The sequence below is a fragment of the Leucobacter rhizosphaerae genome (genome assembly GCF_022919175.1).
Taxonomy (GTDB): Bacteria; Actinomycetota; Actinomycetes; order Actinomycetales; family Microbacteriaceae; genus Leucobacter; species Leucobacter rhizosphaerae.
This window is the reverse complement of sequence record NZ_CP095043.1, coordinates 567,022-592,417: the sequence shown is the minus strand read 5'-3', so window position 1 is coordinate 592,417 and position 25,396 is coordinate 567,022. Positions and strand designations below refer to the sequence as shown.

Annotated in this window: 20 protein-coding genes; 9 read left to right on the top strand and 11 right to left on the bottom strand. The window is 68.8% G+C overall.

Annotated elements, in window-relative coordinates:
- Positions 1-13 precede the first annotated feature (13 nt).
- From dxs to dut, 5 genes are all read right to left on the bottom strand, one after another.
- Positions 14-1,942, bottom strand: coding sequence for a 1-deoxy-D-xylulose-5-phosphate synthase (gene dxs, locus MUN76_RS02675; RefSeq protein ID WP_244686910.1), 1,929 nt, complete (start codon positions 1,940-1,942; stop codon positions 14-16).
- 158 nt (positions 1,943-2,100) lie between these two features.
- Positions 2,101-4,788 (bottom strand): aconitate hydratase AcnA, encoded by a 2,688-nt coding sequence (gene acnA, locus MUN76_RS02670; protein ID WP_244686909.1) that lies wholly within the window; start codon positions 4,786-4,788, stop codon positions 2,101-2,103.
- A gap of 94 nt (positions 4,789-4,882) precedes the next feature.
- A complete protein-coding gene (locus MUN76_RS02665) occupies positions 4,883-5,716 on the bottom strand; it encodes a DUF3159 domain-containing protein (RefSeq protein WP_244686907.1) in 834 nt (277 codons plus the stop codon).
- Complete coding sequence (locus tag MUN76_RS02660; protein ID WP_244686905.1) at positions 5,713-6,423, bottom strand: DUF3710 domain-containing protein; 711 nt, start codon at positions 6,421-6,423, stop codon at positions 5,713-5,715. The genes MUN76_RS02665 and MUN76_RS02660 overlap by 4 nt, the downstream gene beginning before the upstream one ends.
- 54 nt (positions 6,424-6,477) lie before the next feature.
- Entirely contained in the window at positions 6,478-6,915 is a 438-nt protein-coding gene (gene dut / locus MUN76_RS02655) for a dUTP diphosphatase (protein WP_244686903.1), read from the bottom strand.
- A 66-nt stretch (positions 6,916-6,981) separates the two neighbouring features.
- Here dut and MUN76_RS02650 point away from each other — a divergent pair, with 66 nt between their 5' ends.
- Complete coding sequence (locus MUN76_RS02650; protein ID WP_244686901.1) at positions 6,982-7,443, top strand: DUF3093 domain-containing protein; 462 nt, start codon at positions 6,982-6,984, stop codon at positions 7,441-7,443.
- Between the two features lie 263 nt (positions 7,444-7,706).
- Here the strand turns inward: MUN76_RS02650 and MUN76_RS02645 are convergent, their stop codons facing one another.
- Positions 7,707-7,997: a DUF4193 domain-containing protein gene (locus MUN76_RS02645; RefSeq protein ID WP_244686899.1), complete on the bottom strand. Its 291-nt coding sequence runs from the start codon at positions 7,995-7,997 to the stop codon at positions 7,707-7,709.
- Between the two features lie 209 nt (positions 7,998-8,206).
- On the opposite strand from MUN76_RS02645, the gene sepH reads away from it, so the two are divergent.
- Complete coding sequence (gene sepH, locus MUN76_RS02640; RefSeq protein WP_244686897.1) at positions 8,207-9,454, top strand: septation protein SepH; 1,248 nt, start codon at positions 8,207-8,209, stop codon at positions 9,452-9,454.
- Positions 9,455-9,458: 4 nt separating this feature from the next.
- On the opposite strand, the gene MUN76_RS02635 is transcribed toward sepH, so the two are convergent.
- Positions 9,459-10,724 carry an alkaline phosphatase family protein gene (locus MUN76_RS02635; RefSeq protein WP_244686896.1) on the bottom strand — a complete coding sequence of 422 codons (1,266 nt, stop codon included), beginning with the start codon at positions 10,722-10,724 and terminating at the stop codon, positions 9,459-9,461.
- A 10-nt stretch (positions 10,725-10,734) separates the two neighbouring features.
- On the opposite strand from MUN76_RS02635, the gene MUN76_RS02630 reads away from it, so the two are divergent.
- Positions 10,735-13,221, top strand: coding sequence for a DNA gyrase/topoisomerase IV subunit A (locus MUN76_RS02630; protein ID WP_244688631.1), 2,487 nt, complete (start codon positions 10,735-10,737; stop codon positions 13,219-13,221).
- A gap of 246 nt (positions 13,222-13,467) precedes the next feature.
- On the opposite strand, the gene MUN76_RS02625 is transcribed toward MUN76_RS02630, so the two are convergent.
- Positions 13,468-15,585, bottom strand: coding sequence for a DNA gyrase/topoisomerase IV subunit B (locus MUN76_RS02625; RefSeq protein WP_244686894.1), 2,118 nt, complete (start codon positions 15,583-15,585; stop codon positions 13,468-13,470).
- Positions 15,586-15,778: 193 nt separating this feature from the next.
- On the opposite strand from MUN76_RS02625, the gene MUN76_RS02620 reads away from it, so the two are divergent.
- Positions 15,779-16,000, top strand: a complete 222-nt coding sequence (locus tag MUN76_RS02620) for a DUF7455 domain-containing protein (protein WP_244686892.1) — start codon at positions 15,779-15,781, stop codon at positions 15,998-16,000.
- A 93-nt stretch (positions 16,001-16,093) separates the two neighbouring features.
- Here MUN76_RS02620 and MUN76_RS02615 read toward each other — a convergent pair whose 3' ends face one another.
- On the bottom strand, positions 16,094-17,371 hold the full coding sequence (locus MUN76_RS02615) for an RNA polymerase sigma factor (RefSeq protein WP_244686890.1): 1,278 nt from the start codon (positions 17,369-17,371) through the stop codon (positions 16,094-16,096).
- 173 nt (positions 17,372-17,544) lie between these two features.
- Positions 17,545-18,483 (bottom strand): proteasome assembly chaperone family protein, encoded by a 939-nt coding sequence (locus MUN76_RS02610; protein ID WP_244686888.1) that lies wholly within the window; start codon positions 18,481-18,483, stop codon positions 17,545-17,547.
- Positions 18,484-18,674: 191 nt separating this feature from the next.
- Between MUN76_RS02610 and lpdA the strand changes: the two genes are divergently transcribed.
- Positions 18,675-20,048: a dihydrolipoyl dehydrogenase gene (lpdA, locus tag MUN76_RS02605; protein WP_244686886.1), complete on the top strand. Its 1,374-nt coding sequence runs from the start codon at positions 18,675-18,677 to the stop codon at positions 20,046-20,048.
- Positions 20,049-20,085: 37 nt separating this feature from the next.
- A complete protein-coding gene (sucB, locus tag MUN76_RS02600) occupies positions 20,086-21,879 on the top strand; it encodes a 2-oxoglutarate dehydrogenase, E2 component, dihydrolipoamide succinyltransferase (protein WP_244686884.1) in 1,794 nt (597 codons plus the stop codon).
- 125 nt (positions 21,880-22,004) lie between these two features.
- Here the strand turns inward: sucB and MUN76_RS02595 are convergent, their stop codons facing one another.
- The gene (locus tag MUN76_RS02595; RefSeq protein WP_244686882.1) at positions 22,005-22,286 is read right to left on the bottom strand and encodes a hypothetical protein; all 282 of its coding nucleotides are present in this window, start codon (positions 22,284-22,286) and stop codon (positions 22,005-22,007) included.
- A 410-nt stretch (positions 22,287-22,696) separates the two neighbouring features.
- On the opposite strand from MUN76_RS02595, the gene MUN76_RS02590 reads away from it, so the two are divergent.
- The 3 genes from MUN76_RS02590 to glnA all read left to right on the top strand — a co-directional run bounded on the left by MUN76_RS02590 (position 22,697) and on the right by glnA (position 25,372).
- Positions 22,697-23,386, top strand: coding sequence for a DUF4191 domain-containing protein (locus MUN76_RS02590; protein ID WP_244686880.1), 690 nt, complete (start codon positions 22,697-22,699; stop codon positions 23,384-23,386).
- A gap of 6 nt (positions 23,387-23,392) precedes the next feature.
- Positions 23,393-23,821: an RDD family protein gene (locus MUN76_RS02585; protein WP_244686878.1), complete on the top strand. Its 429-nt coding sequence runs from the start codon at positions 23,393-23,395 to the stop codon at positions 23,819-23,821.
- A gap of 126 nt (positions 23,822-23,947) precedes the next feature.
- Entirely contained in the window at positions 23,948-25,372 is a 1,425-nt protein-coding gene (gene glnA, locus MUN76_RS02580) for a type I glutamate--ammonia ligase (protein ID WP_244686876.1), read from the top strand.
- Positions 25,373-25,396: the final 24 nt, after the last annotated feature.

Genomic DNA, 25,396 nt, shown 5'->3' with positions numbered 1-25,396 from the left:
TCGCTGATGCCGGTCAGAGGTCCGCGGGTGTCGGCCGGGCGATCGGAATGCGGGTGCCCCGCACGTGCTCGACCGCGTCCGCTGCGATCTGCTCCGCGGTGAGTCCCGCGTCCGCGAGCAGCTGCGCGCGCGTGGCGTGATCCGGGAACGCATCCGGCGTGCCGAGTTCGCTCACGGCCGTGTCCACGCCCGCGTCGCGCAGCGACTGGCGGATCCGGGTGCCGACCCCGCCGACCCGGATCCCGTCCTCGATGCTGATCAGCAGGCGGTGCGACCGTGCGAGTTCGACCACGGATTCCGCCACGGGCACCACCCACCGCGGGTCGACGACGGTGGCCGAGATGCCCTGGGCGGTGAGGAGTCGGGCCGCATCGAGCGCGACGCGTGACATCGGGCCGACCGCGACGAAGAGCACGTCACGGACTCCCCCGGGCGCTGCGTCCTCGTGCAAGACGTCGACGCCGTCGTCGGTGCGACGGATCGCCGGGAGCTCCGAGCCGACGGAGCCCTTCGGGTAGCGGATGACCGTCGGGCCGTCCTCGATGCCGGTGGCCTCGGTGAGCAGCTCGCGGAGACTGGCCTCGTCACGCGGCGAGGCGATCCGGATGCCCGGGACGACCTGCAGTGTCGCGAGGTCCCAGACGCCGTTGTGGCTTGCGCCGTCGGGGCCGGTGAGCCCGGCGCGATCCAGCACGAAGGTCACGCCCGCGCGGTGCAGGGCGACGTCCATGAGCAGCTGGTCGAACGCGCGGTTCATGAAGGTGGCGTACACGGCCACGACGGGGTGGAGACCGCCGTAGGCGAGACCGGCGGCGCTCGTGACGGCGTGCTGCTCGGCGATGCCGACGTCGTACACGCGTTCGGGGTATCGCTCGGCCATCGCGTCGAGCCCGGTCGGGGCGAGCATCGCGGCGGTGATGGCGACGAGGCGGTCGTTCTCGGCGGCCAGTTCCACGAGCCGCTCGCGGAAGACGGCGGTCCAGGAACGCCCGGCCGAGGCCACGTCGATCGGCTCGCCGCTGCCCGGGTCGATCTGGCCGATCGCGTGGAACTGGTCGGCCTCGTCGTTCTCCGCGGGCGCGTAGCCGCGGCCCTTCTCGGTGATGACGTGGACGAGGGCGGGGCGCCCATAGTCCTTGGCCTGGTGCAGGGCGAGCTCGAGTGCCTCGAGGTCGTGCCCGTCGACCGGGCCGACGTACTTGATGTCCAGGTTCGCGTAGAGGTCCTGGTTGCCGGAGGCCCGGCTCACGAGCCCGCGCATGGCGCCGCGGGTGGCGCGGTAGACGGTGCGGCCCGGCGTGCCGAGGCGGCTGAACAGGCGCTCGCTGCCCTCCTGGAGATCGCGGTAGCTGCCCGTGACGCGCACGGAGTTCAGAAAGCGGGCCATGCCGCCGATGGTCGGTGCGTAGGACCGGCCGTTGTCGTTGACGACGATCACGAGGTTTCGATCGTTGTCGTCGGTGATGTTGTTGAGCGCTTCCCAGGTCATGCCCCCGGTGAGCGCGCCGTCGCCGACGAGTGCGACGACGTGGCGATCCTGCTGCTCCGTGCGCGCGAAGGCCCGGGAGATCCCGTCGGCCCAGCTCAGCGAGCTCGAGGCGTGCGAGCTCTCGACGATGTCGTGCTCCGACTCGGCGCGCTGCGGGTAGCCGGCGAGCCCGCCCCGCTGCCGCAGCCCGGAGAAGTCCTTGCGGCCCGTGAGGAGCTTGTGCACGTAGCTCTGGTGGCCGGTGTCGAAGACGATCGGATCCCGCGGCGATTCGAACACGCGGTGCAGGGCGATCGTGAGCTCGACGACTCCCAGGTTCGGGCCGAGGTGACCCCCGGTCTTGGCGACCTCCGCGATCAGGAACTCCCGGATCTCGGCCGCGAGCGTGCGGCACTCCTCCGGCGTCAGAGCGTCCAGGTCACGAGGACCTGCAATGCGTTCCAGAATCGACACTCGCACCCCTCCGTCGTGTCCGCCTCGCGAGCCGCGAGCATCTCACAATCCTAGCGCTGCCTCCCCTGCGGACCTGCATCGAGGCAGTGTGCAGATGCGCTGCAGACGCACGAGGGGCCCGAGCGGATGCCCGGGCCCCTCGTGCTGCGAACGGTGCGTTACACCAGCGAGCGCAGCACGTACTGCAGGATGCCGCCATTGCGGTAGTAGTCGGCCTCACCCGGGGTGTCGATACGCACGACCGCGTCGAACGCGATCTGCGAGCCGTCGTCCTTCGTCGCGACGACCGCGACGGACTTCGGCGTGACGCCCTCGTTGAGCGCCGTGACGCCCTGGATGTCGAAGGTCTCGGTGCCGTCGAGCCCCAGGCTGTCGGCGCTCTGGCCCTCGGGGAACTGCAGCGGCAGCACGCCCATGCCGATGAGGTTCGAGCGGTGGATCCGCTCGAAGCTCTCGGTGATGACCGCCTTCACGCCCAGCAGGCTCGTGCCCTTCGCCGCCCAGTCGCGCGAGGATCCGGAGCCGTACTCCTTGCCGCCGAGCACCACGAGCGGAATCCCCGCCTCCTGGTAGTTCTGCGAGGCATCGTAGATGTACGACTTCGGGCCGCCCTCGAGCGTGAAGTCGCGGGTGAAGCCGCCCTCGACGCCCTTGCCGTCGTTCTCGCCGGCGAGCAGCTGGTTGCGCAGGCGGATGTTCGCGAAGGTGCCGCGGATCATGACCTCGTGGTTGCCGCGGCGCGAGCCGTAGGTGTTGAAGTCGCGGACCGCGATGCCGTTCTCGACCAGGTAGCGACCCGCCGGGGTCTCCGCGCGGAAGCTGCCCGCGGGGCTGATGTGGTCGGTGGTGACCGAATCGCCGAGCTTGGCGAGCACGCGCGCCCCGGTGATGTCGGTGACCGGGGACGGCTCGAGCTGCATGCCGTCGAAGTACGGCGCCTTCCGCACGTAGGTGGAGTTCTCATCCCAGGCGAAGGTGTTGCCGTCGGGGGTCGGGAGCGAGGTCCAGTGCTCGTCCCCGTCGAACACCGTGGCGTACTTCGACGTGAACATGTCGGAGTCGATCGAGGCGTCGGCGATCTGCTGCACCTCGGTCGCGTTCGGCCAGATGTCGCGGAGGTAGACCTCGTTGCCGTCCTGATCCTGCCCGAGGGACTCGGTGTCGAAGTCGAAGTCCATCGTGCCGGCGAGCGAGTACGCGATCACGAGCGGCGGGCTCGCGAGGTAGTTCATCTTGATGTCGGGGTTGATGCGCCCCTCGAAGTTACGGTTGCCCGAGAGCACCGCGGTGACTGCGAGATCGTTGTCGTTGACCGCCTGCGAGATCTCCTCGTTCAGCGGGCCGGAGTTCCCGATGCAAGTGACGCAGCCGTAGCCGACGGTGTAGAACCCGAGGTTCTCGAGGTCGGTGCTGAGCCCGGACTTCTCGTAGTAGTCGGTGACGACCTTCGATCCCGGAGCCAGCGTGGTCTTGACCCAGGGCTTCGCTTTCAGACCCTTGGCCACCGCGTTGCGCGCCAGCACACCGGCGGCGAGCATGACCGACGGGTTGGAGGTGTTCGTGCACGACGTGATCGACGCGAGCGTCACCGCGCCGTGGTCGAGCTCGAACTCGCGGCCCTGCTGGTCCTTCACCTGGGCGGGGTTCGCGGCCTGGGCGTAGTTCTTGAGGTCGAGCTCGAACTGGTCCTTGGCGCTCGTGAGCTCGATCCGATCCTGCGGCCGCTTCGGGCCGGCGATCGACGACACGACGGTCGAGAGGTCGAGCTCCAGGTACTCGCTGAACTCGGGCTCGTGCGCCGGATCGTGCCACATGCCCTGGGCCTGCGTGTACGCCTTGACGAGCTCGAGCTGCTCCTCCGAGCGGCCGGTGAGGCGCATGTAGTCGAGGGTGATGTCGTCGACCGGGAACATGGCCGCGGTCGAGCCGAACTCCGGGCTCATGTTGCCGATGGTGGCGCGGTTCGCGAGCGGCACCGAGCCGACGCCCTCGCCGTAGAACTCGACGAACTTGCCGACGACGCCGTGCTTGCGGAGCATCTGGGTGATGGTGAGCACCACGTCGGTCGCGGTCACGCCGGCGGGGATCTGACCCGAGAGCTTGAAACCGACGACGCGCGGGATCAGCATCGAGATGGGCTGGCCGAGCATGGCGGCCTCGGCCTCGATGCCGCCGACGCCCCAGCCGAGCACGCCGAGACCGTTCTCCATGGTGGTGTGCGAGTCGGTGCCGACGCAGGTATCGGGGTAGGCCTGCAGCACGCCGTCGACGTTCCGGGTGAAGGTGACGCGGGCAAGGTACTCGATGTTGACCTGGTGCACGATGCCGGTGCCCGGCGGCACGACCTTGAACTCGTCGAAGGCGCCCTGGCCCCAGCGGAGGAACTGGTAGCGCTCGCCGTTGCGCTGGTACTCGATCTCGACGTTGCGGGCGGCGGCGTCCGCCGAGCCGTAGACGTCGGAGATCACGGAGTGGTCGATGACCATCTCGGCGGGAGCCAGCGGGTTGATCTGCTCGGGGGAACCGCCCAGGTCGACGACGGCCTCGCGCATGGTGGCGAGGTCGACGACACACGGCACGCCGGTGAAGTCCTGCATGATCACGCGCGCGGGCGTGAACTGGATCTCCGTGTCGGGCTCGGCGGCGGGATCCCAGCCCCCCAGGGCCTCGATGTGCTCGCGGGTGACGTTGGCGCCGTCCTCGGTGCGCAGCAGGTTCTCCAGGAGCACCTTGAGGCTGTAGGGCAGGCGCTCGTGGCCCGGGACCTGATCGATGCGATAGATCTCGTAGTCCTTCTCACCAACGGCGAGGGTGCTCTTCGCGTTGAAGCTGTTGACGGCTCCCATGAGGCTCCTCCAAAGTCTTTCGATCGAATCGTCTCGATCAGAAAAAGTGTCTCGATGTCAAGATAAGTCTACACCGAAACGGGAGCCTCGAATGTCACGGTCGAGGCGCGTTGTCCCCAGTGGTGTCAACGATTTCTGCGGATGAATCATCTGACGATTGCCGGAGGCGACTGAGGACCATCCAGGTGAAGACGATGACGAGTGCGAACAGCGGCACGCCCATCACGAGCCGAGCGACACCGAGCGCCTCGATGGCCCCGGGAGTGTCGGCCTGACCCGCGAAGTAGAGCGGCAGCTGCACGGCCAGTCGCGCGAGGAACATGCCGAGCCAGAGCAGGGTGAGCCAGGTGGCGACGCGGCGCAGCGATCGGTCCCTCCGCCATGCGCGCAGATCGCCGCGCAGGCCGCCGAGCACGAAGCCGAGCAGGGGCCAACCGACCGCGAGGGAGATGAGGAGACCGAGGCTCCACAGCCCGTTGGTCCAGAACCCGGGCAGGTAGTAGTCCTCGCCGCGGCCCGTGAGGAGCGTCGCGGCCACCGCGATGGCGACACCGGCGGCTCCCGAGAACGCCGAGGCGACGGGTTCTCGCCGTATGAGGCGCACCGCGACGGCGATGATCGCGAGCGCCGCGGGCGCGATGGCCGAGATGCGGGCGTCGCGGGTGATGGTGAACATCACGAGGAACAGGAGTCCTGGCACGAGGGTCTCGGCGATCCCGCGCCACCCGCCGATGGCCTCCAGCACCCCCTGCCGCGAGAGGGACTCGCCGCCGAGCCCGGCGCGCACCGCACGTCCGACACCGCCGCCGAGCGGCAGTGCGGGCTCGGTGGCACCTGGTGCGTCCGACGCGGCCGGATCCTGAGGCGCACGCGCGCCGTCGTCGGACCCCGGAGTCTGCGCCTCGGCGGGCTCGGGTCGGTCGCTCACGCCTGCTGGGCCCCTTGCTGCCCGGATCCCTGCTGCCCGGCGGCCTGCACGCCCGCGGGCACCCGGAGCGGGATCAGCTCGCTCGGCGGCATCGGCTGGTCGCCGCGCACCACGACCAACTCGCGGAACAGTTCGATGACCTGCTCGCGCACGGCCGCGTCGGTGGCGGCCTTGCCCATGATGACGCCGCGGAGCATCCACCGTGGGCCGTCGACGGCGACGAAGCGGACGATGCGCTCACCGCCACCCTGTTCAGCGGGCGCCTGGCTGCGCACGACGACCTCCGGTCCGAGCACACCGGACTCCTCGGAGATCTGGGCGCCCTGCGAGGTCATCTGCTGCGTCAGTTCGGACCGGACGCGGCCCCAGAGACCCGTGGTCTTCGGGGCGGCGAAGGCCTGCACCTGCAGCAGCGACTCGCGGTAGTCGAGTGACACGGCGACGACGCGGTTCGTGCGCTCCTCGACCTCGAGGCGCAGCTGAAGCCCCTCGCGGGGTGCGACCTTGATGCCGCCGAGGTCGACGTAGGGGCGCATCGCGGGTACTTCGGCCGCATCGAACGGTCCGGCGGTGTCACGGTCCTCGGGCGCCGACTTCGACTCGTCGATCTCGATCTCGACCGGCTCGGCGTCGCGGACGGCGAGCTCCTCTGCCGAAGCGGTGGTGTCCTCGGGCTCGTCGGTGGTGTTGGTGTGGTCCGTGCTCATGGCTCAGAATCTCCTAGGTTGTGCCCCGCGGGGCGACATCGTGGTGGCGGCGACTCAGTCGCGCACGCCGGTGGACCCGAATCCCGCGTCGCCGCGAGCGCTCTCGGAGAGGTCGTCCACGGGGACGAACTCGGCGCGATAGACGGGCATGATGATCAGCTGGGCGATGCGATCCCCCACGGCCACCTCGAAGCTCTCCTCGAGATCCGTGTTGAGCAGCGTCACCTTGATCTCACCGCGGTAGCCGGCGTCGACGGTGCCGGGCGAGTTGAGCACGGTGATCCCGCGCTTGGCTGCGAGTCCGCTGCGCGGCACGACGAACGCGGCCGTGCCCTCGGGCAGTGCGATCGAGACGCCGGTGCCCACGAGTGCGCGGTGCCCCGGTGGGATGACGAGCGCCTCGGACGCACGCAGATCTGCCCCCGCGTCGCCCGGGTGCGCGTAGGCGGGAGGGAGCTCGGCGCGGATGGGGATCTCGATCGATTGACTCACCCGGACAGGCTATCGGATCGAGCCGTCACGGCCACGAGCATTTGCTGCAAGGGGGATAATGGAGACATGACGACTGACGTGGGAACGATCACCTATCGCGAACGACTGCTCCCGGGCCCGAGCCTCTTCATCGCGCTGCTGCTCGTGATCCCGGCGATCGCCCTGGTGCTGACCCCGATCAGCGCGGAGATCGCGGTGCCCGTCGCGATCATTTCGTACGTGCTGCTGGCGCTGGTGTCGCTGCTCCTGAGTCCGAGCCTGCGCGTCGAAGACGGCGTGCTCACCGCGGGGCGCGCGCAGATCCCCGTCTCGCAGCTGGGTGCGGTCGAGCTGCTCGGTGCCGAGTCGCTTCGGGCCGCCATCGGCCCCGGCCTCGACGCGCGGAGCTTTCTGCTCGTGCGCGGCTGGATCCACCGCGGGGTGAAGATCGAGAACATCGATCCCGCGGATCCGGCGCCGCAGTGGATCCTGACGACTCGCCACCCCGAGAAGCTCGCGATCGCGATCGAGGCGGCGCAGCGGGCGTAATCGGTCCTCGGTCAGTGGACCGCGACGATTGCGACGGAGATCTCACTCATTCAGGAGCGGTCCCCGGCACGGGATCCTGCAGCAGTGACATCTCCGTCACGTGTGGCGCGAGGCCGGCGCCTCGTGCCGCACACGCGATGTGTGTACGCTGAGCACTCCTGCCGCTGTGGCGGCAGCCCGGAATGCACTAGATCGCGATGCGATCTAGGCCGAGCATTCCCGGCCTGGTGAGGCCGGCGCCTCGTGCCGCACACGCGATGCGTTTACGCTGAGCACTCCGCGCACACCGGGCCGAGGTCGGAGCGGTGATCGAGCTGGGAGCGGTGGCGCACCAGGAAGCAGCTGACGCAGGTGAACTCGTCGTCCTGCTGCGGAAGGACCACGACGTCGAGCTCGACATCGGAGAGGTCAGAGCCTCCGAGATCGAAGCTGGGGTTGTCCGCATCCTCGGAGTCGATCGCAGAGGACCCCTTCGCGGGTCCACGCTCCTTCAGAGCCTCGATCGACTCTGCTTCTTCCTCGGACTTGCGCGGTGCGTCGTAATCGGTGGCCATTCTCTCCTGCATTCCCGTGACCTCATGGGCACATTCAACCTGCGAGCGGCCATAGTCTGCCCTACGACAGCACCTCGACGCAAACTCTTCGCGCACTATTTCACTACGGGCGAAGATCCCCCGCCCGATTTCCCACGCGCCCGAGTCAATACCGCGGATCCCCCGCATCTGTGACAGCCTGAGTCGCGAGTTGTGAAGGGATGCCGCCAATGGACGAACTGCGTTTTGTGCGACGTGAAGACCTGGCACTGATTGTCGCGAACGAGGCGGACGAGGAGTTCCGCCTGGTCGTGGACGACACAGTGCTGAGTGAACTCCGTCACCTGAGTAAGCGGGATCGCGACACCTCGCGTGTTCGTCCGCGTGAGATCCAGGCGCTGATCCGCGGCGGCAAGTCCCGCGCGCAGGTCGCCGCCGAAACGGGACTCGACGAGGCGGATATCGAGCGCTACGAGGAGCCGGTGCTCGCGGAACGCCGCTACATCCTCGAGCTCGCGCAGGCCGTGCCCGTCCGCACGGACGCGAACGACGACGCGGACCAGCGCTTCGGTGAGGTGATCTCCGAGCGTCTCATCGGACTCGGTGCCGACGCGAGCGAGTGGTCCTCGTGGCGCGACGAGGAGTCGGGCTGGATGATCAGCCTGGAGTTCATCTCCCACGACGTCACGCACCGCGCCGTCTGGTCCTTCGCGCACCGCAAGGGCACACTCTCCCCACTGAACCCCGACGCCGTCACCCTCTCGAAGCAGGGCGACGTGGGCGATCGGCTGATCCCGAAGCTCCGCGCCGTGGACAGCACGGAGAAGAGCGGACGCTTCGACTCGGGGGCGTTCGACGACTCCCAGCTACCGCTAGATCTCGACGCCGAATTCGGCGCTCCCGACGGCGAGCACTCCGAATCAGAGGGCGACACGCCTTCGAGTGCCGCCGACTCCCCCGCTCCCTCCCTGGCCGACGTCAACGCCGAGTACGAGCGGCGCCGTGAGATCGACCACCGCGCGATCAAGACCATCGACCACGAGCCAGTCGACCTGAGTCAGACCTCCGACCTGCTCGACGCGTTGCGCAAGCGGCGTGGCGAGCGGGAGCAGAGCGCCCGTGCCGCTGAGAGCAACGCGCACCCCGCCGGAGGGGAGCCGCCCGCGACCCACGTCGCGGCTGACGCTCCCGAGCCCGCCGAGCCCGCGACCACACCCCCGGCCCGGAGTATCTGGGGTGCGTCCGGTGTGACCGGTGCACCGAGGGGTCAGGATCGCCGCGAGGCCTCGCCCGCGGTCAGTGCGGTGCCGGATACCGGAACCGCCGCGCCGTCTCGTACCACTGACGCCCCCGCAGCCGAGCGGGAGCGCGAGGCCCCGAAGTCCGACGGCGACCGCGGCGGCCGTAAGGGGCGGGCGTCGATCCCGAGCTGGGACGACATCCTCTTCGGCACCCGCAGCGACGAGGATCCCGCCTAGCGCTTCACGCGATCGATGCCGATGAGGCTTCGACCGAGGGGACGCGGGTGCGGGCTGTCTCGGCGACCGCGGAGATGAAACCGGACCCGTCGAGCGCCCCCGCCACCATGAGCGGTACTCCGCGCTCGTCCTCGCTGAAGGCGCCGTGCTGCCCGACCATCGCGAGCGCGCCGGGATCGTCGTCACTGGAGTAGTAGGCCACCTGCTTGCGCGCGACGAGCAGCACGTCGCCGAGTCGCGCCGCGACGTCCGCCTGCACGGGACCGAAGACCCCCGAACCCACTGCCTCGTCCCGGGTCATCACCCAGGCGCGCGTGCCCTCGGCGCGCTGCCACTCCGCTGCGGTCTGCGACGGGTCGGCTCCGGGTTCGAGGTAGAGCGAGCGGAACCGCGGCTCGCCGCCGATCGCGGCCACATCGCGGAGCAGCTCCGGTGCGGCGTCGAGCATGATCTGCTGGTGCGGCCCCACGTCGACGATGCCGTGATCCGCGGTGACGACGACTCCCACATCACCCGGGAGACCGCGCAGGAACAGGTCGACGGCGCCGTCCAGCTGCTCGAGGCGACGCACCCAGGGGTCGCTCTGCCAGCCGTGCTCGTGGGCGGCCTTGTCAAGCTCGTCGACGTAGAGGTAGGCGACGATCGGGTCAGGCCCGCGGAGGAGCGCGGACGCCGCGGCGAATCGATCCTCGATCCGCTGCCCGGGGACGTAGTCGGCGTCGGTGAGGATCGCCTCGGTGAGCCCGCCCACGGCGTGCGCCGGGCGCCCGATCGCCACCGGCCGCGCCCCGCGCGCACGAACTGCGGCGAACAGCGGGGTCGCCCGCTGCCACGCCGCCCGATCCGTGATCCCGCCCCAGTCCTTGAGCGTCGTCACGAGTCCGAGCTCGGGGTGCCGGATCCGGTAGCCGATGAGCCCGTGCTCCCCCGGCAATCGGCCGGTCGTGAGGGTCGTGAGCGCGGCGCCCGTCGTGGAGGGGGCGACGGTCTCGATCCGGCGCTGCTGCAGCCGCGACAGGGTCGGGGCGTGCCCAGCGCGGGCCTTCAGGTTCGCGTGGCCCAACCCGTCCACGACCACGAGCACGAGGGACCGGATCCCGGGCAGTGCGGAGGCGCTGAGCGGCGCGGTCTCGAGGCCCGGTCGCGCAGGCCCGAGCGTCTCGTCGAGGGCCGCATCGGCGTCGTGACCGAGGCCACGGGCGACGGCCGCGATCCCGCTTGGCAGAATCGCGGCTAGCCTCGCACCGTTGTCGGTGGCAATCGGTAGCATGAAGTCCATTATGACCGACGTGCCGAGTCCCTCCGCAGGCAGCGCCTCCCTGGAGCCCACCCGAGCCGCACACGAGAGTGCCGGCGAACGCATCGAAGACATCGACATCTCGCAGGAGATGGAGGGGTCCTTCCTCGAGTACGCGTACTCGGTGATCTACTCCCGGGCGCTCCCCGACGCGCGCGACGGTCTGAAGCCGGTGCAGCGCCGCATCCTGTTCATGATGCAAGACATGGGACTGCGCCCCGAGAAGGGGCACGTCAAGTCCGCGCGCGTCGTGGGCGAGGTGATGGGCAAGCTCCATCCTCACGGCGACTCCTCGATCTACGACGCCCTCGTACGCCTGGCGCAGGGCTTCGCGATGCGCCTGCCGCTCGTCGACGGGCACGGCAACTTCGGCTCGCTCGACGACGGCCCCGCGGCGTCGCGGTACACGGAGGCGCGGCTGGCCGGCGCGGCGCTCGCCATGACCGAGTCGCTCGATGAGAACGTGGTTGACTTCGTACCGAACTACGACAACCAGATCATGCAGCCGGAGGTGCTCCCCTCGGCCGTGCCGAACCTGCTCGTGAACGGGGCAAGCGGGATCGCTGTGGGCATGGCGACAAACCTCGCGCCCCACAACCTCATCGAGGTCGTCGAGGGAGCGAAGCACCTGCTGCGGCACCCGAACGCCACCGTCGACGAGCTCATGGAGTTCATCCCCGGCCCGGACCTCCCGGGAGGCGGCACGATCGTCGGACTCGACGGGGTGAAGGACGCGTACCGCAGCGGCCGCGGCGCCTTCCGCACGCGCGCCAAGGTCTCCGTCGAACAGCTCGGGCCGCGTCGGACCGGGCTCGTCGTCACGGAGCTGCCCTACCTCGTCGGCCCCGAGCGGGTGATCGAGAAGATCAAGCAGGGCGTCGAGGCGAAGAAGCTCTCCGGGATCTCCGACGTCGCAGACCTCACCGATCGCAAGAACGGGATGCGTCTCGTCATCTCCCTGAAGACCGGCTTCTCGCCCGACGCCGTGCTCGAGCAGCTGTTCCGGTACACCCCGCTCGAAGACTCCTTCAGCATCAACTCGGTCGCCCTCGTCGAGGGCCAGCCGCAGACGCTCGGGCTCCGTGAGATGCTCCGGGTCTTCCTGGACCACCGCATCTCGGTGATCACCCGGCGCTGCGAGTTCCGTCTCATGAAGCGGCGCGAGCGCCTCCACCTCGTGGAGGGTCTGCTCATTGCGATCCTCGACATCGACGAGGTGATCCAGCTCATCCGCACGAGCGACGACGCCGAGACCGCTCGGGCGCGCCTCATGCAGGTGTTCGACCTCTCCGAGATCCAGGCCGAGTACATTCTCGAGCTCCGGCTGCGCCGACTCACGAAGTTCTCCCGCGTGGAGCTCGAGGGCGAGCGCGATGAGCTGCAGCGCGAGATCGAGGCGCTGCTCGAGACCCTGGCGAGCAAGGAGAAGCTGCGCGAGGTGGTGGCGACCGAGATGGACCAGGCGGCCGAGGCGTTCGGTTCGCCGCGGCGCACCGTGCTCACCGGCGCCGTCGCGCGACCCGCCCGGGCCGCGGCGAGCGGGGCCTCGCTGGAGGTCGCCGATACGCCCTGCACGGTGCTGCTCTCCGTGACGGGCCGTGCGCTCCGTCTCGACCGGGATCCCGAGGCCGCGGAGTCGCCGCGCGGAACGTCGCGCGCGACGAAACACGGCGCGGTACTCGCGAGCGTCGACGGTACTGTGCGCGGCGAGCTCGGTGCGGTGCTGAGCGACGGCACCGTGCAGCGCTTCACCCCCGTCGACCTCCCGCTCGTGCCGGGGGCCAGCATCGCGTTCTCCGCGGGTGTGAAGCTCCTCGACTACATCGGCGTCACCGACAAGAAGCTGCGGGTCGTCGGGATCGTGCCGCTCGAGTCCGAGGTGCCGATCGGACTCTTTACTCTGCAAGGCACGGTGAAGCGTGTGGTGCTCACGGAGCTGCCCGCGAAACCCGACTTCGAGATCATCGGCCTCAAGGCCGGAGATCGTGTCGTCGCAGCGTTCTCCGCGCCCGACGACACCGAGATCGCGGTGGTCGCGAGCGACGCGCAGTTGCTGCGCTTCCCCGCTGCCTCGGTGCGACCGCAGGGGCGCCCCGCCGCCGGCATGGCGGGCATGAAGCTCGGTGCGGATGCGCGGGTCGTCTTCGCGTCGGCGGTGCCGCAGGGCGCCGACGCGCGAGTCGTCACCGTCGCCGACAGTTCGATCACCCTGCCCGGCACCGATGTCGCGACCGCGAAGGTGACGGACTGGGCCGAGATCCCCGCGAAGGGGCGTGCCACGGGAGGGGTTCGCGCCCAGCGGTTCCTCAAGTGGGAGGATCAGATCGCCTGCGCCTGGGTGGGCGTCGGAGAGCCGCGGGCGCTCGCTGCGGACGGGACCGCACGCAAGCTGCCGACGGAACTCGGGAAGCGCGACGGCTCGGGCCAGCCGATCGACGGGGCCGCGGCGTACGTCGGCCTCGCTCCGTAGGCCGGCGCGATCCGCCGCACGGGCGCGTCACGCGGTTCGTGCGCGCGTGTGGGTTGGGCGCGTCACGCGGTTCGTGCGCGTCAGGCGGTCGGGATCGTCCTGGGCGCGCCGCGTGACGTGTGAGACCCGCGTGGTGCGCACAGGTCGACCTCGCAGTATGGTCTTCGCAGCGTGGTCTGGGCAGCGCCGACCGCGCAGCACCACACGGGCAACGCCGACGTCGAGTGCCGACGTCGGCCGCCGGCGTCAGGCGTCGATGCGCTCGCGATCCAGGTCGTCGGCGTTGTCGATGATGAACTCCTTGCGCGGAGCCACCTCGTTCCCCATAAGCAGCTCGAACATCTGCGCGGCCGCGTGCGCGTCCTCGAGACGGACACGGCGCAGCGTACGGTGCTCCCGATCCATCGTCGTCTCCGCGAGCTGATCCGCGTCCATCTCGCCGAGACCCTTGTAGCGCTGGATCGGCTCCTGGTGCTTCTTACCTCGGCGCTTCAGGTCACTCAGCAGCGCCTGCAGCTCGCGCTCGCTGTAGGTGTAAATGACGTCATTCGGCTTCCGCCCGGCATGCTGCACGATGACGCGGTGCAGGGGCGGCACCGCCGCGTACACCCGGCCGGCCTCGAGCATGGGTCGCATGTAGCGGAAGAAGAGGGTGAGGAGCAGGGTCCGGATGTGCGCGCCATCGACGTCGGCGTCGCTCATCAGGATGACCTTGCCGTAGCGTGCGGACTCCAGCTCGAAGTCGCGCCCCGAACCCGCACCGATCACCTTGATGATCGCCCCGCACTCGGTGTTGTTGAGCATCTCCGCGACGGACGCCTTCTGCACGTTCAGGATCTTGCCCCGGATCGGCAGCAGGGCCTGGAACTCGCTGTCGCGCGCCGGGCGGGCGGTGCCGAGGGCGCTGTCGCCCTCGACGATGAAGAGTTCGGTATCGGCCACGTTCTTGGAGCGGCAGTCGATGAGCTTCGCCGGGAGCGAGGAGCTCTCGAGCGAGCTCTTGCGCCGAGCCGTGTCGCGCTGGGCGCGCAGCGCGATCCGGGACTTCATCTCGGAGACCATCTTCTCGAGCAGGGCGCCCGTCTGGGTCTTGTCGTGCTTCTTCGTTGACTCGTAGCGCTCGGTCATGCCCTGCACCACCGCGCGCGACACGATCGCTCGCACCGCGGCGGTGCCGAGCACCTCCTTCGTCTGGCCCTCGAACTGCGGTTCCGGCACGCGCACGGTCACCACCGCGGTGAGGCCGGTGAGGATGTCGTCTTTGTCCGGCTTATCGGTGCCGGCCTTCAGCTTCCGGGCGTTCGTCTCGATCTGCTTCCGGAAGAACCGCGTGAGCCCCTGCTCGAAGCCGCTGAGATGCGTGCCGCCCTTCGGCGTCGCGATGATGTTGACGAAGCTCTGCACCTCGATGTCGTACCCCGTGCCCCAGCGGAGCGCGATGTCGACCTCGCACCGCCGTTCCACCTCGCGCGAGACGAGACCTCCGGACACCTCATCGACGACCGGGACGGTCTCCGTGAAGGTGCCGACGTCGGTGAACCGCCAGGTGTCGGTGATGGGGGCGTCGACGGCGAGGAACTCGACGAACTCGGAGATGCCCCCCTCGTAGGCGAACCGGTGCACGGGGACGACCCCGGACTCGTCCTGCGACTCGGCTCGCTCGTCGGTGATCTCGATCGCGAGACCGGGAACGAGGAAGGCCGTCTGCCGGGCGCGGGCGACGAGCGACTCGGGTTCGAAACGGGCGGACGATAGGAAGATCTGCGGATCCGCCCAGTACCGCACACGGGTGCCCGTGACCCCGCGCTTCACCTTGCCGATGACCCGCAGCTCGGAGGCCTCCTCGAAGGGGCTGAACGCGCTGTCGGGGCCGTCGCCCGCGAACACGCCGGGCTCGCCGTGGCGGAACGACATCGCCCAGGTCTTGCCATCGCGGTCGACCTCGACGTCCAGGCGCGAGGAGAGCGCGTTCACGACGGACGCGCCCACGCCGTGCAGGCCGCCGGAGGAGGCGTACCCGCCGCCACCGAACTTACCGCCGGCGTGCAGTTTGGTGTAGACGAGCTCGACACCGGAGAGGCCGCTCTTCGGCTCGATGTCGACGGGCACCCCACGGCCGTTGTCAGAGACGGTCACGCTGCCGTCGTCGTGCAGGGTGATGCGGATGTCGTTGCCATGGCCCGCAAGGGCCTCGTCGACGGAGTTGTCGATGATCTCCCAGAGGCAGTGCATGAGGCCGCGCGAATCGGTCGTGCCGATGTACATGCCGGGCCGCTTCCGGACCGCCTCGAGCCCCTCGAGCACGGTGAGGTGGCGCGCCGAATAGGTCGACCCCGCGTCGTTCGATGCCGTTGCCTGTGCCACGTCGGATCACTCCTCTGATTCGCTAACTGTCCCACTGTAGGGCAGACCCCCGACGGCGACGCCGAAGGTTCCCGGCGAGTGGCGAACGCACCCGCCATCGCTACGCGGTCAGCGAACCCGCCCGCGCTGGAGGCCGGTTCTCGGGCGAGACGTGCTTGGATAGAGGGACACACGAGACGAATGGGAGGTTGCCATGACTACGCTCGAGCATGATCGAACCGACGAGATCGATACCGCGGATCGCCCGCTGAGCGCGCTGGACCGCTGCGACAGCTGCGGTGCGCAGGCATACGTTCGTGCCGTGCTGAACGGCAGCGAGCTCCTGTTCTGCGCGCACCACGCACACAAGCACGAGGCGAAGCTCCGCCCGATGGCCGAGGTGTGGCACGACGAGAGTCACAAGCTGTCCAGCTGATCCCAGCCGCGACACGCTGGCCTCGTCGGCCGCATCGACCGAAACAGCCCGCCCCCGGATCTCCGGGGGCGGGCTGTTTCCGTGTGCGGCGATCTACTCGAGGTAGTCGCGCAGCTGCTGGCTCCGCGACGGGTGCCGCAGCTTGGCCATGGTCTTCGACTCGATCTGGCGGATCCGCTCGCGGGTCACCCCGAACGTGTCACCGATCTGATCCAGCGTCTTCGGCATGCCGTCGCCCAGCCCGAAGCGCATGCGGATGACCCCGGCCTCGCGCTCCGAGAGGGAGTCGAGCAGCTGCTCGAGCTGCTGCTGCAGCATGGTGAACCCGACCGCGTCGGCCGGCACGACGGCCTCGGTGTCCTCGATGAGGTCGCCGAACTCGCTGTCGCCGTCCTCGCCGAGCGGCGTGTGGAGGGAGATCGGCTCGCGGCCGTACTTCTGCACCTCGACGACCTTCTCCGGCGTCATGTCGAGCTCGCGGCTGAGCTCCTCGGGCGTGGGCTCCCGTCCGAGATCCTGCAGCATCTGGCGCTGCACGCGGGCGAGCTTGTTGATGACCTCGACCATGTGCACCGGGATACGGATGGTGCGGGCCTGGTCGGCCATGGCGCGGGTGATCGCCTGACGGATCCACCAGGTGGCGTACGTCGAGAACTTGAAGCCCTTGGTGTAGTCGAACTTCTCAACCGCGCGGATGAGTCCGAGGTTGCCCTCCTGGATGAGATCCAGGAACTGCATGCCGCGACCGGTGTAGCGCTTCGCGAGCGACACCACGAGACGCAGGTTGGCACCCAGCAGGTGGCTCTTCGCGCGCTGCCCGTCGCGGGCGACCCACTTGAGCTCGCGCTCGAGCTTCTTGGGCAGCCCGGTCTCGGTCGCGAGCTTCTCCTCCGCGAATAGGCCGGCCTCGATGCGCATCGCGAGCTCGACCTCCTCCGCGGCGTTGAGGAGCGCGACCTTTCCGATCTGCTTCAGGTAGTCCTTGACCGGATCGGCGGTGGCGCCGGGGATCAGGGTCGTGACGGTCGGGACGTCCTCCTCATCGGAGGCCTTCAGGACGATCGCGCCGGTGGGCAGCGGTTCGTCGGGCGTGACCGCCGGCTTCTCGGCCTCGGCCGCTTCGGCAGCCTCCTCGTCGATCTCCGGAGCGTCGGCCGTGTCTTCCGGCTCGACGTCGGCCGTCTTCTTGGTGGCTCGCTTCGGAGCAGCCTTGCGGGTGGCCGGCTTCGTCGCCGCCTTCTTCGCCGGGGCCTTCTTCGCCGCTGCCTTCTTGGGAGCGGACGTTGCGGGTGCCGCGTCCTCAGCCGATGGAGCTTCCTCCTGGGCCTTCGCAGACGTTGCACGCGCTTTGGTCGTGGATGCAGTTGCCACGCAGCCGCCTCTCTCTTTCGGATCCCCCTGTGACGTCGGCGCAGAGCCGTCGAGTGCTCACAGCATGAAAACCCATGTCAAGCCCGGACTATTCCCGCGGGCGGGAAAACAACCGGATTGAATGGGTTACGACTCCTATTATTGCACGGAGTCGGGGGTCGGAATGACCGGCGTCATTGGGGGCCGTCGCCCGGCTCGGACTCGGGCGACCCGGACTGGTGCTGCTGCAGGAAGCGTTCCAGCTCGCTCGCGAGCTGCTCCGCGGTCGGGATCGAGCCGTCCTCGCTGATGAGCGGCGACCGTGTCGTCTGATCCTCCATGTAGGCGTCGTACCGCTGCTCGAGCGTGCGCACCATGTCCGAGGACTCCTCGTTCTCCGCGATCTGAGAGTCGACCTTCTGCACAAACGCTCGCGAGGCCTCGCGCACGAGGTCCGTGGAGAGGATCAGCCCGGTGGCGGCCATGATGCCGTCGAGCGACATGAGCAGCGCCTCCGGGTACTCCGTATTCGAGAGGTAGTGGGGCACGAGCAGCGCGAAGCCGACGACCTCCTCCCCCAGGTTGTGCAGGCGGTACTCGAGCACGTGAGCAATGGAGGCCGAGAGCTTGGTGGTGGGGCGCCAGATCGACCGCGCCTCGATGAGGTCGTCGCGGGATCCGCTCACGGTGACGGTCATCGGTCGCGTATGCGGCACGGGCATCGGGATCGCGTGGGTCCAGACGGTCGTCGAGACCTCGAACTCGTGCACGAGCTGCAGCACCGTGTCGATGAACTGATCCCACCGGAAGTCCGGCTCGTACCCGCTCAGCAGCAGGAAGGGAGCACCGAGCTCGTCGTGCACGAGCGCCAGCGAGAGCTCCTCGGGCGAGTAGTCCACGAGGTGATCCTCGTCGAAGGTGATGATCGGCCGCCGCGCCCGGTAGTCGAGGAGGAGGTCCGCGTTGAAGGTCAGCAGCTCCTCGGGCTCGTACTGCTGCCACAGGTACTCCTCGAGTTGCGACACCGCACCCCCGGCGTCGCTGAGTCCTTGCATCGCCACGATGAGCGGGAGTCCCTTGGGGACCCGCGCCCGGCGCTCGGCGTACTCGGCGGAGAAGATCGAATCAGTCACCCTTCCATCCTAGGAAGCCGGGCCGGGTTCCCAGGCGGTTTTCGTGACGCCCAGAGCGAACCCGAAAGCCACCGGGCGGCAGCGCCCGCAGGTGTAGGCTGAAAGCAGTGTGTCCGGTAATGCACTCGGCGTGTGACCCACACCGCACGGGCCCGCCCGAATCAACGCGAACAATCCGAGGGAGATCCCACTTGGCCGAACAGCAGTTTGACATCGTCGTCCTGGGCGGAGGAAGCGCAGGATACGCCGCAGCGATCCGCGCGACTCAGCTGGGATTCAGCGCAGTCGTCATTGAGAAGGACAAGCTCGGGGGCACCTGCCTCCACCGCGGGTGCGTGCCGACCAAGGCGCTCCTCCACTCCGCAGAGGTGGCGGACGTGGCCCGCGAGGGCGAGACCTATGGCGTGCAGTCGAGTGTCGCCGGCATCGACATCGCCGGGGTGAACCGCTACCGCGAGAATCTGGTCGCCGGAAAGTTCAAGGGACTGCAGGGGCTGCTGAAGGCCAACAACATCACCGTCATCGCGGGTGAGGGTCGCCTGACCGCCGCGAACACGGTGGAGGTGAACGGCGAGAAGGTCGTCGGCAAGCACGTCGTGCTCGCCACGGGTTCTTACTCGCGCTCCCTGCCCGGTCTCGAGATCGGCGGGCGGGTCATCACCAGTGAGCACGCCCTCGAGCTCCAGGAGATCCCGAAGAAGGTCGTGATCCTGGGCGGCGGTGTCATCGGCGTTGAGTTCGCGAGCGTCTGGCGCTCCTTCGGCGCCGAGGTCACGATCGTCGAGGGGCTCCCCCACCTCGTCCCGAACGAGGAGGAGTCGGTCTCGAAGCAGCTCGAGCGAGCCTTCCGCAAGCGCAAGATCGACTTCAAGCTCGGAGTGCGCTTCAAGTCCGTCGAGCAGGACGCGAACGGCGTCACGGTCTCGCTCGAGGACGGCACGACGCTCGCCGCCGACTACCTGCTCGTGGCCGTTGGCCGCGGACCGGTCACCCAGGGCCTCGGTTACGAGGAGGTCGGGATCGAGATGGATCGCGGCTTCGTGCTCACCACCGATCGGCTTGCGACGAACGTCCCCGGCGTGTACGCCATCGGTGACATCGTTCCCGGGCTGCAGCTCGCGCACCGCGGCTACCAGCAGGGCATCTTCGTCGCCGAGGAGATCGCGGGCCTCTCCCCCGTTATCGTCGCCGACGCGAACATCCCCAAGATCACCTACTGCGACCCCGAGATCGCGTCCGTCGGGCTCACCGAGGCCAAGGCCAAGGAGCAGTACGGCGAGGACAAGGTCTCCACGTACGAGTACAACCTGGCGGGCAACGCCAAGAGTTCGATCCTCGGCACCGCCGGTACCGTCAAGGCGGTCCGCGTGAACGACGGCCCCGTCGTCGGCGTGCACATGATCGGCGCACGCGTCGGCGAGCTCGTCGGCGAGGCGCAGCTCATCGTGAACTGGGAGGCATACCCCGAGGACGTGGCTCCGTTCATCCACGGTCACCCCACCCAGAACGAAACCATCGGCGAGACCATGCTGAAGCTCGCCGGCAAGCCGCTGCACGCGATCTAGTCGCGGCAACCAGACGACATACGAACGGAGATACACGATGAGTGAATCGGTGGTCCTCCCCGCACTGGGTGAGAGCGTGACCGAGGGTACGGTGACCCGCTGGCTGAAGAACGTCGGCGACACCATTGAGATGGACGAGCCGCTGCTCGAGGTCTCCACGGACAAGGTCGACACCGAGATTCCGTCGCCGATCGCGGGCGTCCTCGAGGAGATCCTCGTCCAGGAGGACGAGACCGCAGAGGTCGGCGCCGTGCTCGCGCGCATCGGCGACGGCAGTGGTGCGGGATCCGCCGACGCGGCGCCCGCTGCGGAGCCGGCCGCACCCGAGGCCGAGCCGGCCGCACCCGAGGCCGAGCCGGCCGCACCCGAGGCCGAGCCGGCTGCACCGGCGGCCGAGCCGGCCGCACGCGAGGCCGAGCAAGCAGCACCCGCTGCGCAGTCGGCGGCCCCCGCTGCGGAGTCGGCCGCCCCCGCTGCGGCGGCGAGCGGCGACAGCCAGGACATCGTGCTGCCCTCGCTCGGCGAGAGCATCACCGAGGGCACCGTCACCCGCTGGCTGGTGAGCGTCGGAGAGGACGTCGCGGTGGATCAGCCGCTGCTCGAGGTGTCGACCGACAAGGTGGACACCGAGGTACCCTCACCGATCGCGGGTGTGCTGCAGGAGATCCTCGTGCAGGAGGATGACACCGTCGAGGTCGGCGGCGTGCTCGCTCGCGTCGGCAGCGGTGCCGCACCGGCTCCCACTGCCGAGGCCCCCGCAGCTGAGGAAGCTACGGCAGCACCGGCATCCGAGCCCGCTCCGGCCGCGGAGACGCCCGCCCAGTCCGCCGAGCCCGCTCAGACCGCCGAGCCCGCTCCTGCGGCTGCGGCGCCTGCCGCGACACCGGCAGCAGAGCCTGCCTCCGACGCCGTGAGCTCGGGGTACATCACCCCGATCGTGCGCAAGCTGGCGAACGAGACCGGCGTCGACCTGGCAACAGTCACCGGCACCGGGGTGGGAGGGCGCATCCGCAAGGAGGACGTCGTCGCCGCCGCCGAGGCCGCCGCATCCGCGTCGTCCGCAGCACCCGCGGCAAGCTCGGCTCCGGCCGCAGCTCCGGTCGCGGAGGTGTCGCCGCTGCGCGGCACCTCGCAGAAGATGAGCCGGCTCCGCAAGGTGATCGCGGAGCGCGCGGTCATCTCGTTGCAGACGACCGCTCAGCTCACGACGGTCGTGGAGGTCGACGTCACCCGCGTCGCGCAGTTCCGCCAGGCCACCAAGGACGAGTTCCTGCAGAAGACCGGCAACAAGCTGTCCTTCCTGCCGTTCTTCGCCCTTGCTGCAGCCGAGGCGCTGCGGAGCTACCCGATCATCAACGCGGTGGTCGACGGCGATTCGATCACGTACCCGGCAACGGAGAACATCAGCATCGCCGTGGACACCGAGCGGGGTCTCCTCACCCCGGTGCTGCGCGATGCCGGCGACAAGAGCCTGTCGGAGATCTCGGGCGAGATCGCCGACCTCGCGGCACGCACCCGCGATAACAAGCTCACGCCGGACGAGCTGAGCGGCGGCACCTTCACGCTGACCAACACCGGTTCGCGTGGCGCCCTGTTCGACACGCCGCTCGTGTTCCTGCCGCAGGTCGCGATCCTCGGGACCGGCTCGGTCGTCAAGAAGCCCGTCGTGATCTCCGGTCCGGAGGGCGACTCCATCGCTGTCCGCTCGACGGTGTTCCTCGCGCTCTCCTACGATCACCGCATCGTGGACGGCGCGGACGCGGCCCGCTTCCTCACCCAGGTGAAGCAGCGCCTGGAGGCGGGAGACTTCGCGGGGAGCCTCGGCTACTAGGCACGATCGATCGACCAGGCGGAATCACCGGCGAGCCACAGACGGATTCACTCCGCCGCTCGGCCGGACTCGGGGCCGCAGTGCGCACACCGTGCCACTGCGGCCCCGCTGCGTGTCCACCGGCATCAGGAGACTCCGATCGGCTCGAATCGGCGCTCCACCGCAAACACGAGCGCCTCTGAGGCGTACGCCGCGGACCAGCCGCCGAGCCGCCCCTGCGCCTCGGTGCAGATGTCGGCGACGGCGTCGTGCAGCGCCTCCGTGACGTACCGGTGCGCGCCCGCGGCGTCCCATCGCAGCAGGAACTGCTCTGCGAGATCCAGCGGGAGCCCGAGCGCGGCGCAACCGGCATCGTGCCCGCGCCGGCCGTGGGTCTCCGCGCGATCCACTCGCGCTCCGGAGGGCACGACGGCCGATCCCCTCGTCCGCACCACGATCTTGTCCCCCCACACCTCCAGGTCCCGGGGCCGCACCCCACCCGCGCACCGGTCGACTGCGCGCAGCCCGATCCCCCAGCTCCCGAGCACGAGGAGTCTTCCGGCCAGCGCGCCTCCAGACGCACCCGCGGGCCTCCGACGTCGAGGCGGCCCATCGGCCCGCTGCCGGTGCGCCATTCCGTCACCTCCGATCCGTGCGTGGCCTCAGCTGCGACCATCTTTCACACCAGCCTGCCGCGCGTTCGACTCAGAGCGTCCATGACGACGCGAACCGTGGATCGATTGCTCGAGTAGACCCTGCTTGCCCTGCTGTGAGCGAACAATCCTGCAGCGCTCCCGCGGCGTCCTCGCGCACCGTCGCGACGCGATACTCTAGAGGTATGGCAGCTGAGAAAGCGAAACGCACCGGTCGCATCAAACAGATGGTGGAGATCTATCGGACCACGAGGGTCCGGGATCGCAACCTGACGCTGGCGCTTCTGGTGTCGTTCCTTGCTCCCGTCGTGGTATCGCTGCTGCTCGCCTGGCTCCTTCCCGGGAGCTGGCTGAACTGGGTCGTCTGGCCCCTCAGCGGCGTCCTCGTCGGCATTCTCCTCGTGATGATCGTGCTGGGGCGTCGCGCCGAGAAGGCCGCCTACCAGCAGATCGACGGTCGACCCGGCGCCGTGGGCGCCGTCGTGCAGGGCGCTCTCCGTCGCTCGTGGCGCGGCTCCGAGGTCCCGGTCTCGATCAACCGCAACCAGGACGCGGTCTACCGGGTCGTGGGACGCGGCGGCGTGGTGCTCATCTCCGAGGGCTCCCGAGCTCGCACGGAACGCATGGCCGCCGATGAGGAGCGCAAGGTCAAGCGCGCGCTCCGCAACGTCGAGGTCGTCCACCTCTACGTCGGTCCCGACGGCGACGGCATCCCGCTCCACAAGCTCTCCCGCACGCTCGTCAAGCTGAAGCCGAAGATGAGCCGCGCCGAGGTGACGGCCGTGTACAACCGGCTCTCCTCGCTCCAGGCAACGCCGATCGGGATCCCCAAGGGGATGGACCCGAACCGCGTCCGCCCGCAGCGCCCCCGCTGATCCGACATGGCAGCCTCGACCCCGCAGCGGTTCGGAGATCTTGAGCCGAGTGCGTGGCCCGGCGAGCGACTCGGTCTGCCCGAAACCGGTCCGCGCTCCGTCGCGCGCATCGGTCGCCGCACCCTCGCCATCGCGATCGACTGGGGGCTCGCCCTCCTGCTGGCGAACGCTTTCGCCGACGGTGCGGCGGTCTCCATGCTCACCCTCGCAATCTTCGCGGTCGCCCAGGTCGTCTTCATTCCCACCATCGGCGGCTCGATCGGCCACCGCCTGCTCGGCATGCGCGTCGTGCCGCTCGTCGGCGGGTGGATCGGGCTCTGGCGCCCGGTCGTGCGCACCCTGCTGCTGGTCCTCGTGATCCCCGTCATCGTGTGGGATTCGGATCAGCGCGGATTCCACGACAAGATCGCTGGAACCGTCCTGGTCCGGGCATGATTCCGGCCGAACGCGCCCGGCGTCGCGTAACACTCGTGAAACATAGGACTCACCGTTCAGAAATCAGCCTCGCATAAGCTGGTTACACGCGAACGGTACCGCCCGGTACATCACAGGAGGAGCAGTATGTTCAAGACCCCGCAAGAAGTCATCGACTTCATCAAGGAGACCGACGTCAAGTTCGTTGACGTGCGATTCACGGATCTCCCCGGTGTGCAGCAGCACTTCAACATCCCCGCAGCCACCGTCGATCTCGATTTCTTCGAGGTGGGCCAGATGTTCGACGGCTCCTCGATCCGCGGCTTCGCCGGCATCGCCGAGTCCGACATGCAGCTCATCCCCGATGTGACCACGGCGTACCTGGACCAGTTCCGCGCCGAGCGCACCCTCGTGCTCATCTTCGACATCTTCAACCCGCGCACCGGCGAGATCTACTCGAAGGATCCCCGTCAGGTCGCCAAGAAGGCGGAGCAGTACCTCGCCTCCACCGGTATCGCGGACACGGCCTTCTTCGCGCCCGAGGCCGAGTTCTACATCCTCGACTCCGTCCGCTACGAGACGACCCCGCAGCACACCTTCTACGAGATCGACTCGGAAGAGGCGCACTGGAACTCCGGCCGCAAGATCGAGGGAGGTAACCTCGGGAACACGACCTCTGCGAAGGGCGGCTACTTCCCCGTCTCCCCCGTCGACAAGCAGGCCGATCTGCGCGACGACATCTCGCTCCGTCTCATCGAGTCGGGTCTGCACCTCGAGCGTGCGCACCACGAGGTCGGCGCTCCGGGCCAGGCCGAGATCAACTACCGCTTCGACACGCTGCTGCACGCTGCGGATGACGTGCTGAAGTTCAAGTACATCGTGAAGAACACCGCCGAGCTGTGGGGCAAGACCGCCACGTTCATGCCGAAGCCGGTCTTCGGTGACAACGGCTCGGGCATGCACACCCACATGTCGCTGTGGAAGAACGGCGACCCGCTGTTCTACGACGAGAACGGCTACGCCGGTCTCTCCGACATCGCACGGTGGTACATCGGCGGGATCCTGCACCACGCACCGGCCCTGCTCGCCTTCACGAACCCCACGATCAACAGCTACCGCCGCCTCGTCAAGGGCTACGAAGCACCCGTGAACCTCGCGTACTCGGCCGGCAACCGATCCGCCGCGGTGCGTATCCCGCTCACCGGCTCCAACCCCAAGGCGAAGCGCATCGAGTTCCGCGCTCCGGATGCCTCGGGCAACCCCTACCTGGCCTTCGCCGCGCAGTTGATGGCCGGTCTCGACGGGATCCGCAACCGCATCGAGCCGATGGAGCCGATCGACAAGGACCTCTACGAGCTGCCCCCGGAGGAGGCGAAGAACATCCCCCAGGTGCCCGGATCGCTCGAGGAGGCGCTCGTCGCGCTCGAGGCCGACCACCAGTTCCTGCTCGAGGGCGGTGTCTTCACCGAGGAGCTGATCCAGACCTGGATCGACCTCAAGCGCGAGACCGAGATCGCCCCCATGGCGCTCCGGCCGCACCCGTACGAGTTCGAGCTCTACTACGGGGTGTAACACGCCGCGGGGGTCGCCCCGAAC

Bases quoted from the DNA above. Each gene is read 5' to 3' on its own strand.
- acnA (WP_244686909.1), bottom strand. From the start codon at position 4,788: ATGGGAGCCGTCAACAGCTTCAACGCGAAGAGCACCCTCGCCGTTGGT.
- MUN76_RS02660 (WP_244686905.1), bottom strand. From the start codon at position 6,423: ATGAGCACGGACCACACCAACACCACCGACGAGCCCGAGGACACCACC.
- MUN76_RS02650 (WP_244686901.1), top strand. From the start codon at position 6,982: ATGACGACTGACGTGGGAACGATCACCTATCGCGAACGACTGCTCCCG.
- MUN76_RS02645 (WP_244686899.1), bottom strand. From the start codon at position 7,997: ATGGCCACCGATTACGACGCACCGCGCAAGTCCGAGGAAGAAGCAGAG.
- sepH (WP_244686897.1), top strand. From the start codon at position 8,207: ATGGACGAACTGCGTTTTGTGCGACGTGAAGACCTGGCACTGATTGTC.
- MUN76_RS02635 (WP_244686896.1), bottom strand. From the start codon at position 10,724: ATGCTACCGATTGCCACCGACAACGGTGCGAGGCTAGCCGCGATTCTG.
- MUN76_RS02630 (WP_244688631.1), top strand. From the start codon at position 10,735: ATGACCGACGTGCCGAGTCCCTCCGCAGGCAGCGCCTCCCTGGAGCCC.
- MUN76_RS02620 (WP_244686892.1), top strand. From the start codon at position 15,779: ATGACTACGCTCGAGCATGATCGAACCGACGAGATCGATACCGCGGAT.
- sucB (WP_244686884.1), top strand. From the start codon at position 20,086: ATGAGTGAATCGGTGGTCCTCCCCGCACTGGGTGAGAGCGTGACCGAG.
- MUN76_RS02590 (WP_244686880.1), top strand. From the start codon at position 22,697: ATGGCAGCTGAGAAAGCGAAACGCACCGGTCGCATCAAACAGATGGTG.
- MUN76_RS02585 (WP_244686878.1), top strand. From the start codon at position 23,393: ATGGCAGCCTCGACCCCGCAGCGGTTCGGAGATCTTGAGCCGAGTGCG.
- glnA (WP_244686876.1), top strand. From the start codon at position 23,948: ATGTTCAAGACCCCGCAAGAAGTCATCGACTTCATCAAGGAGACCGAC.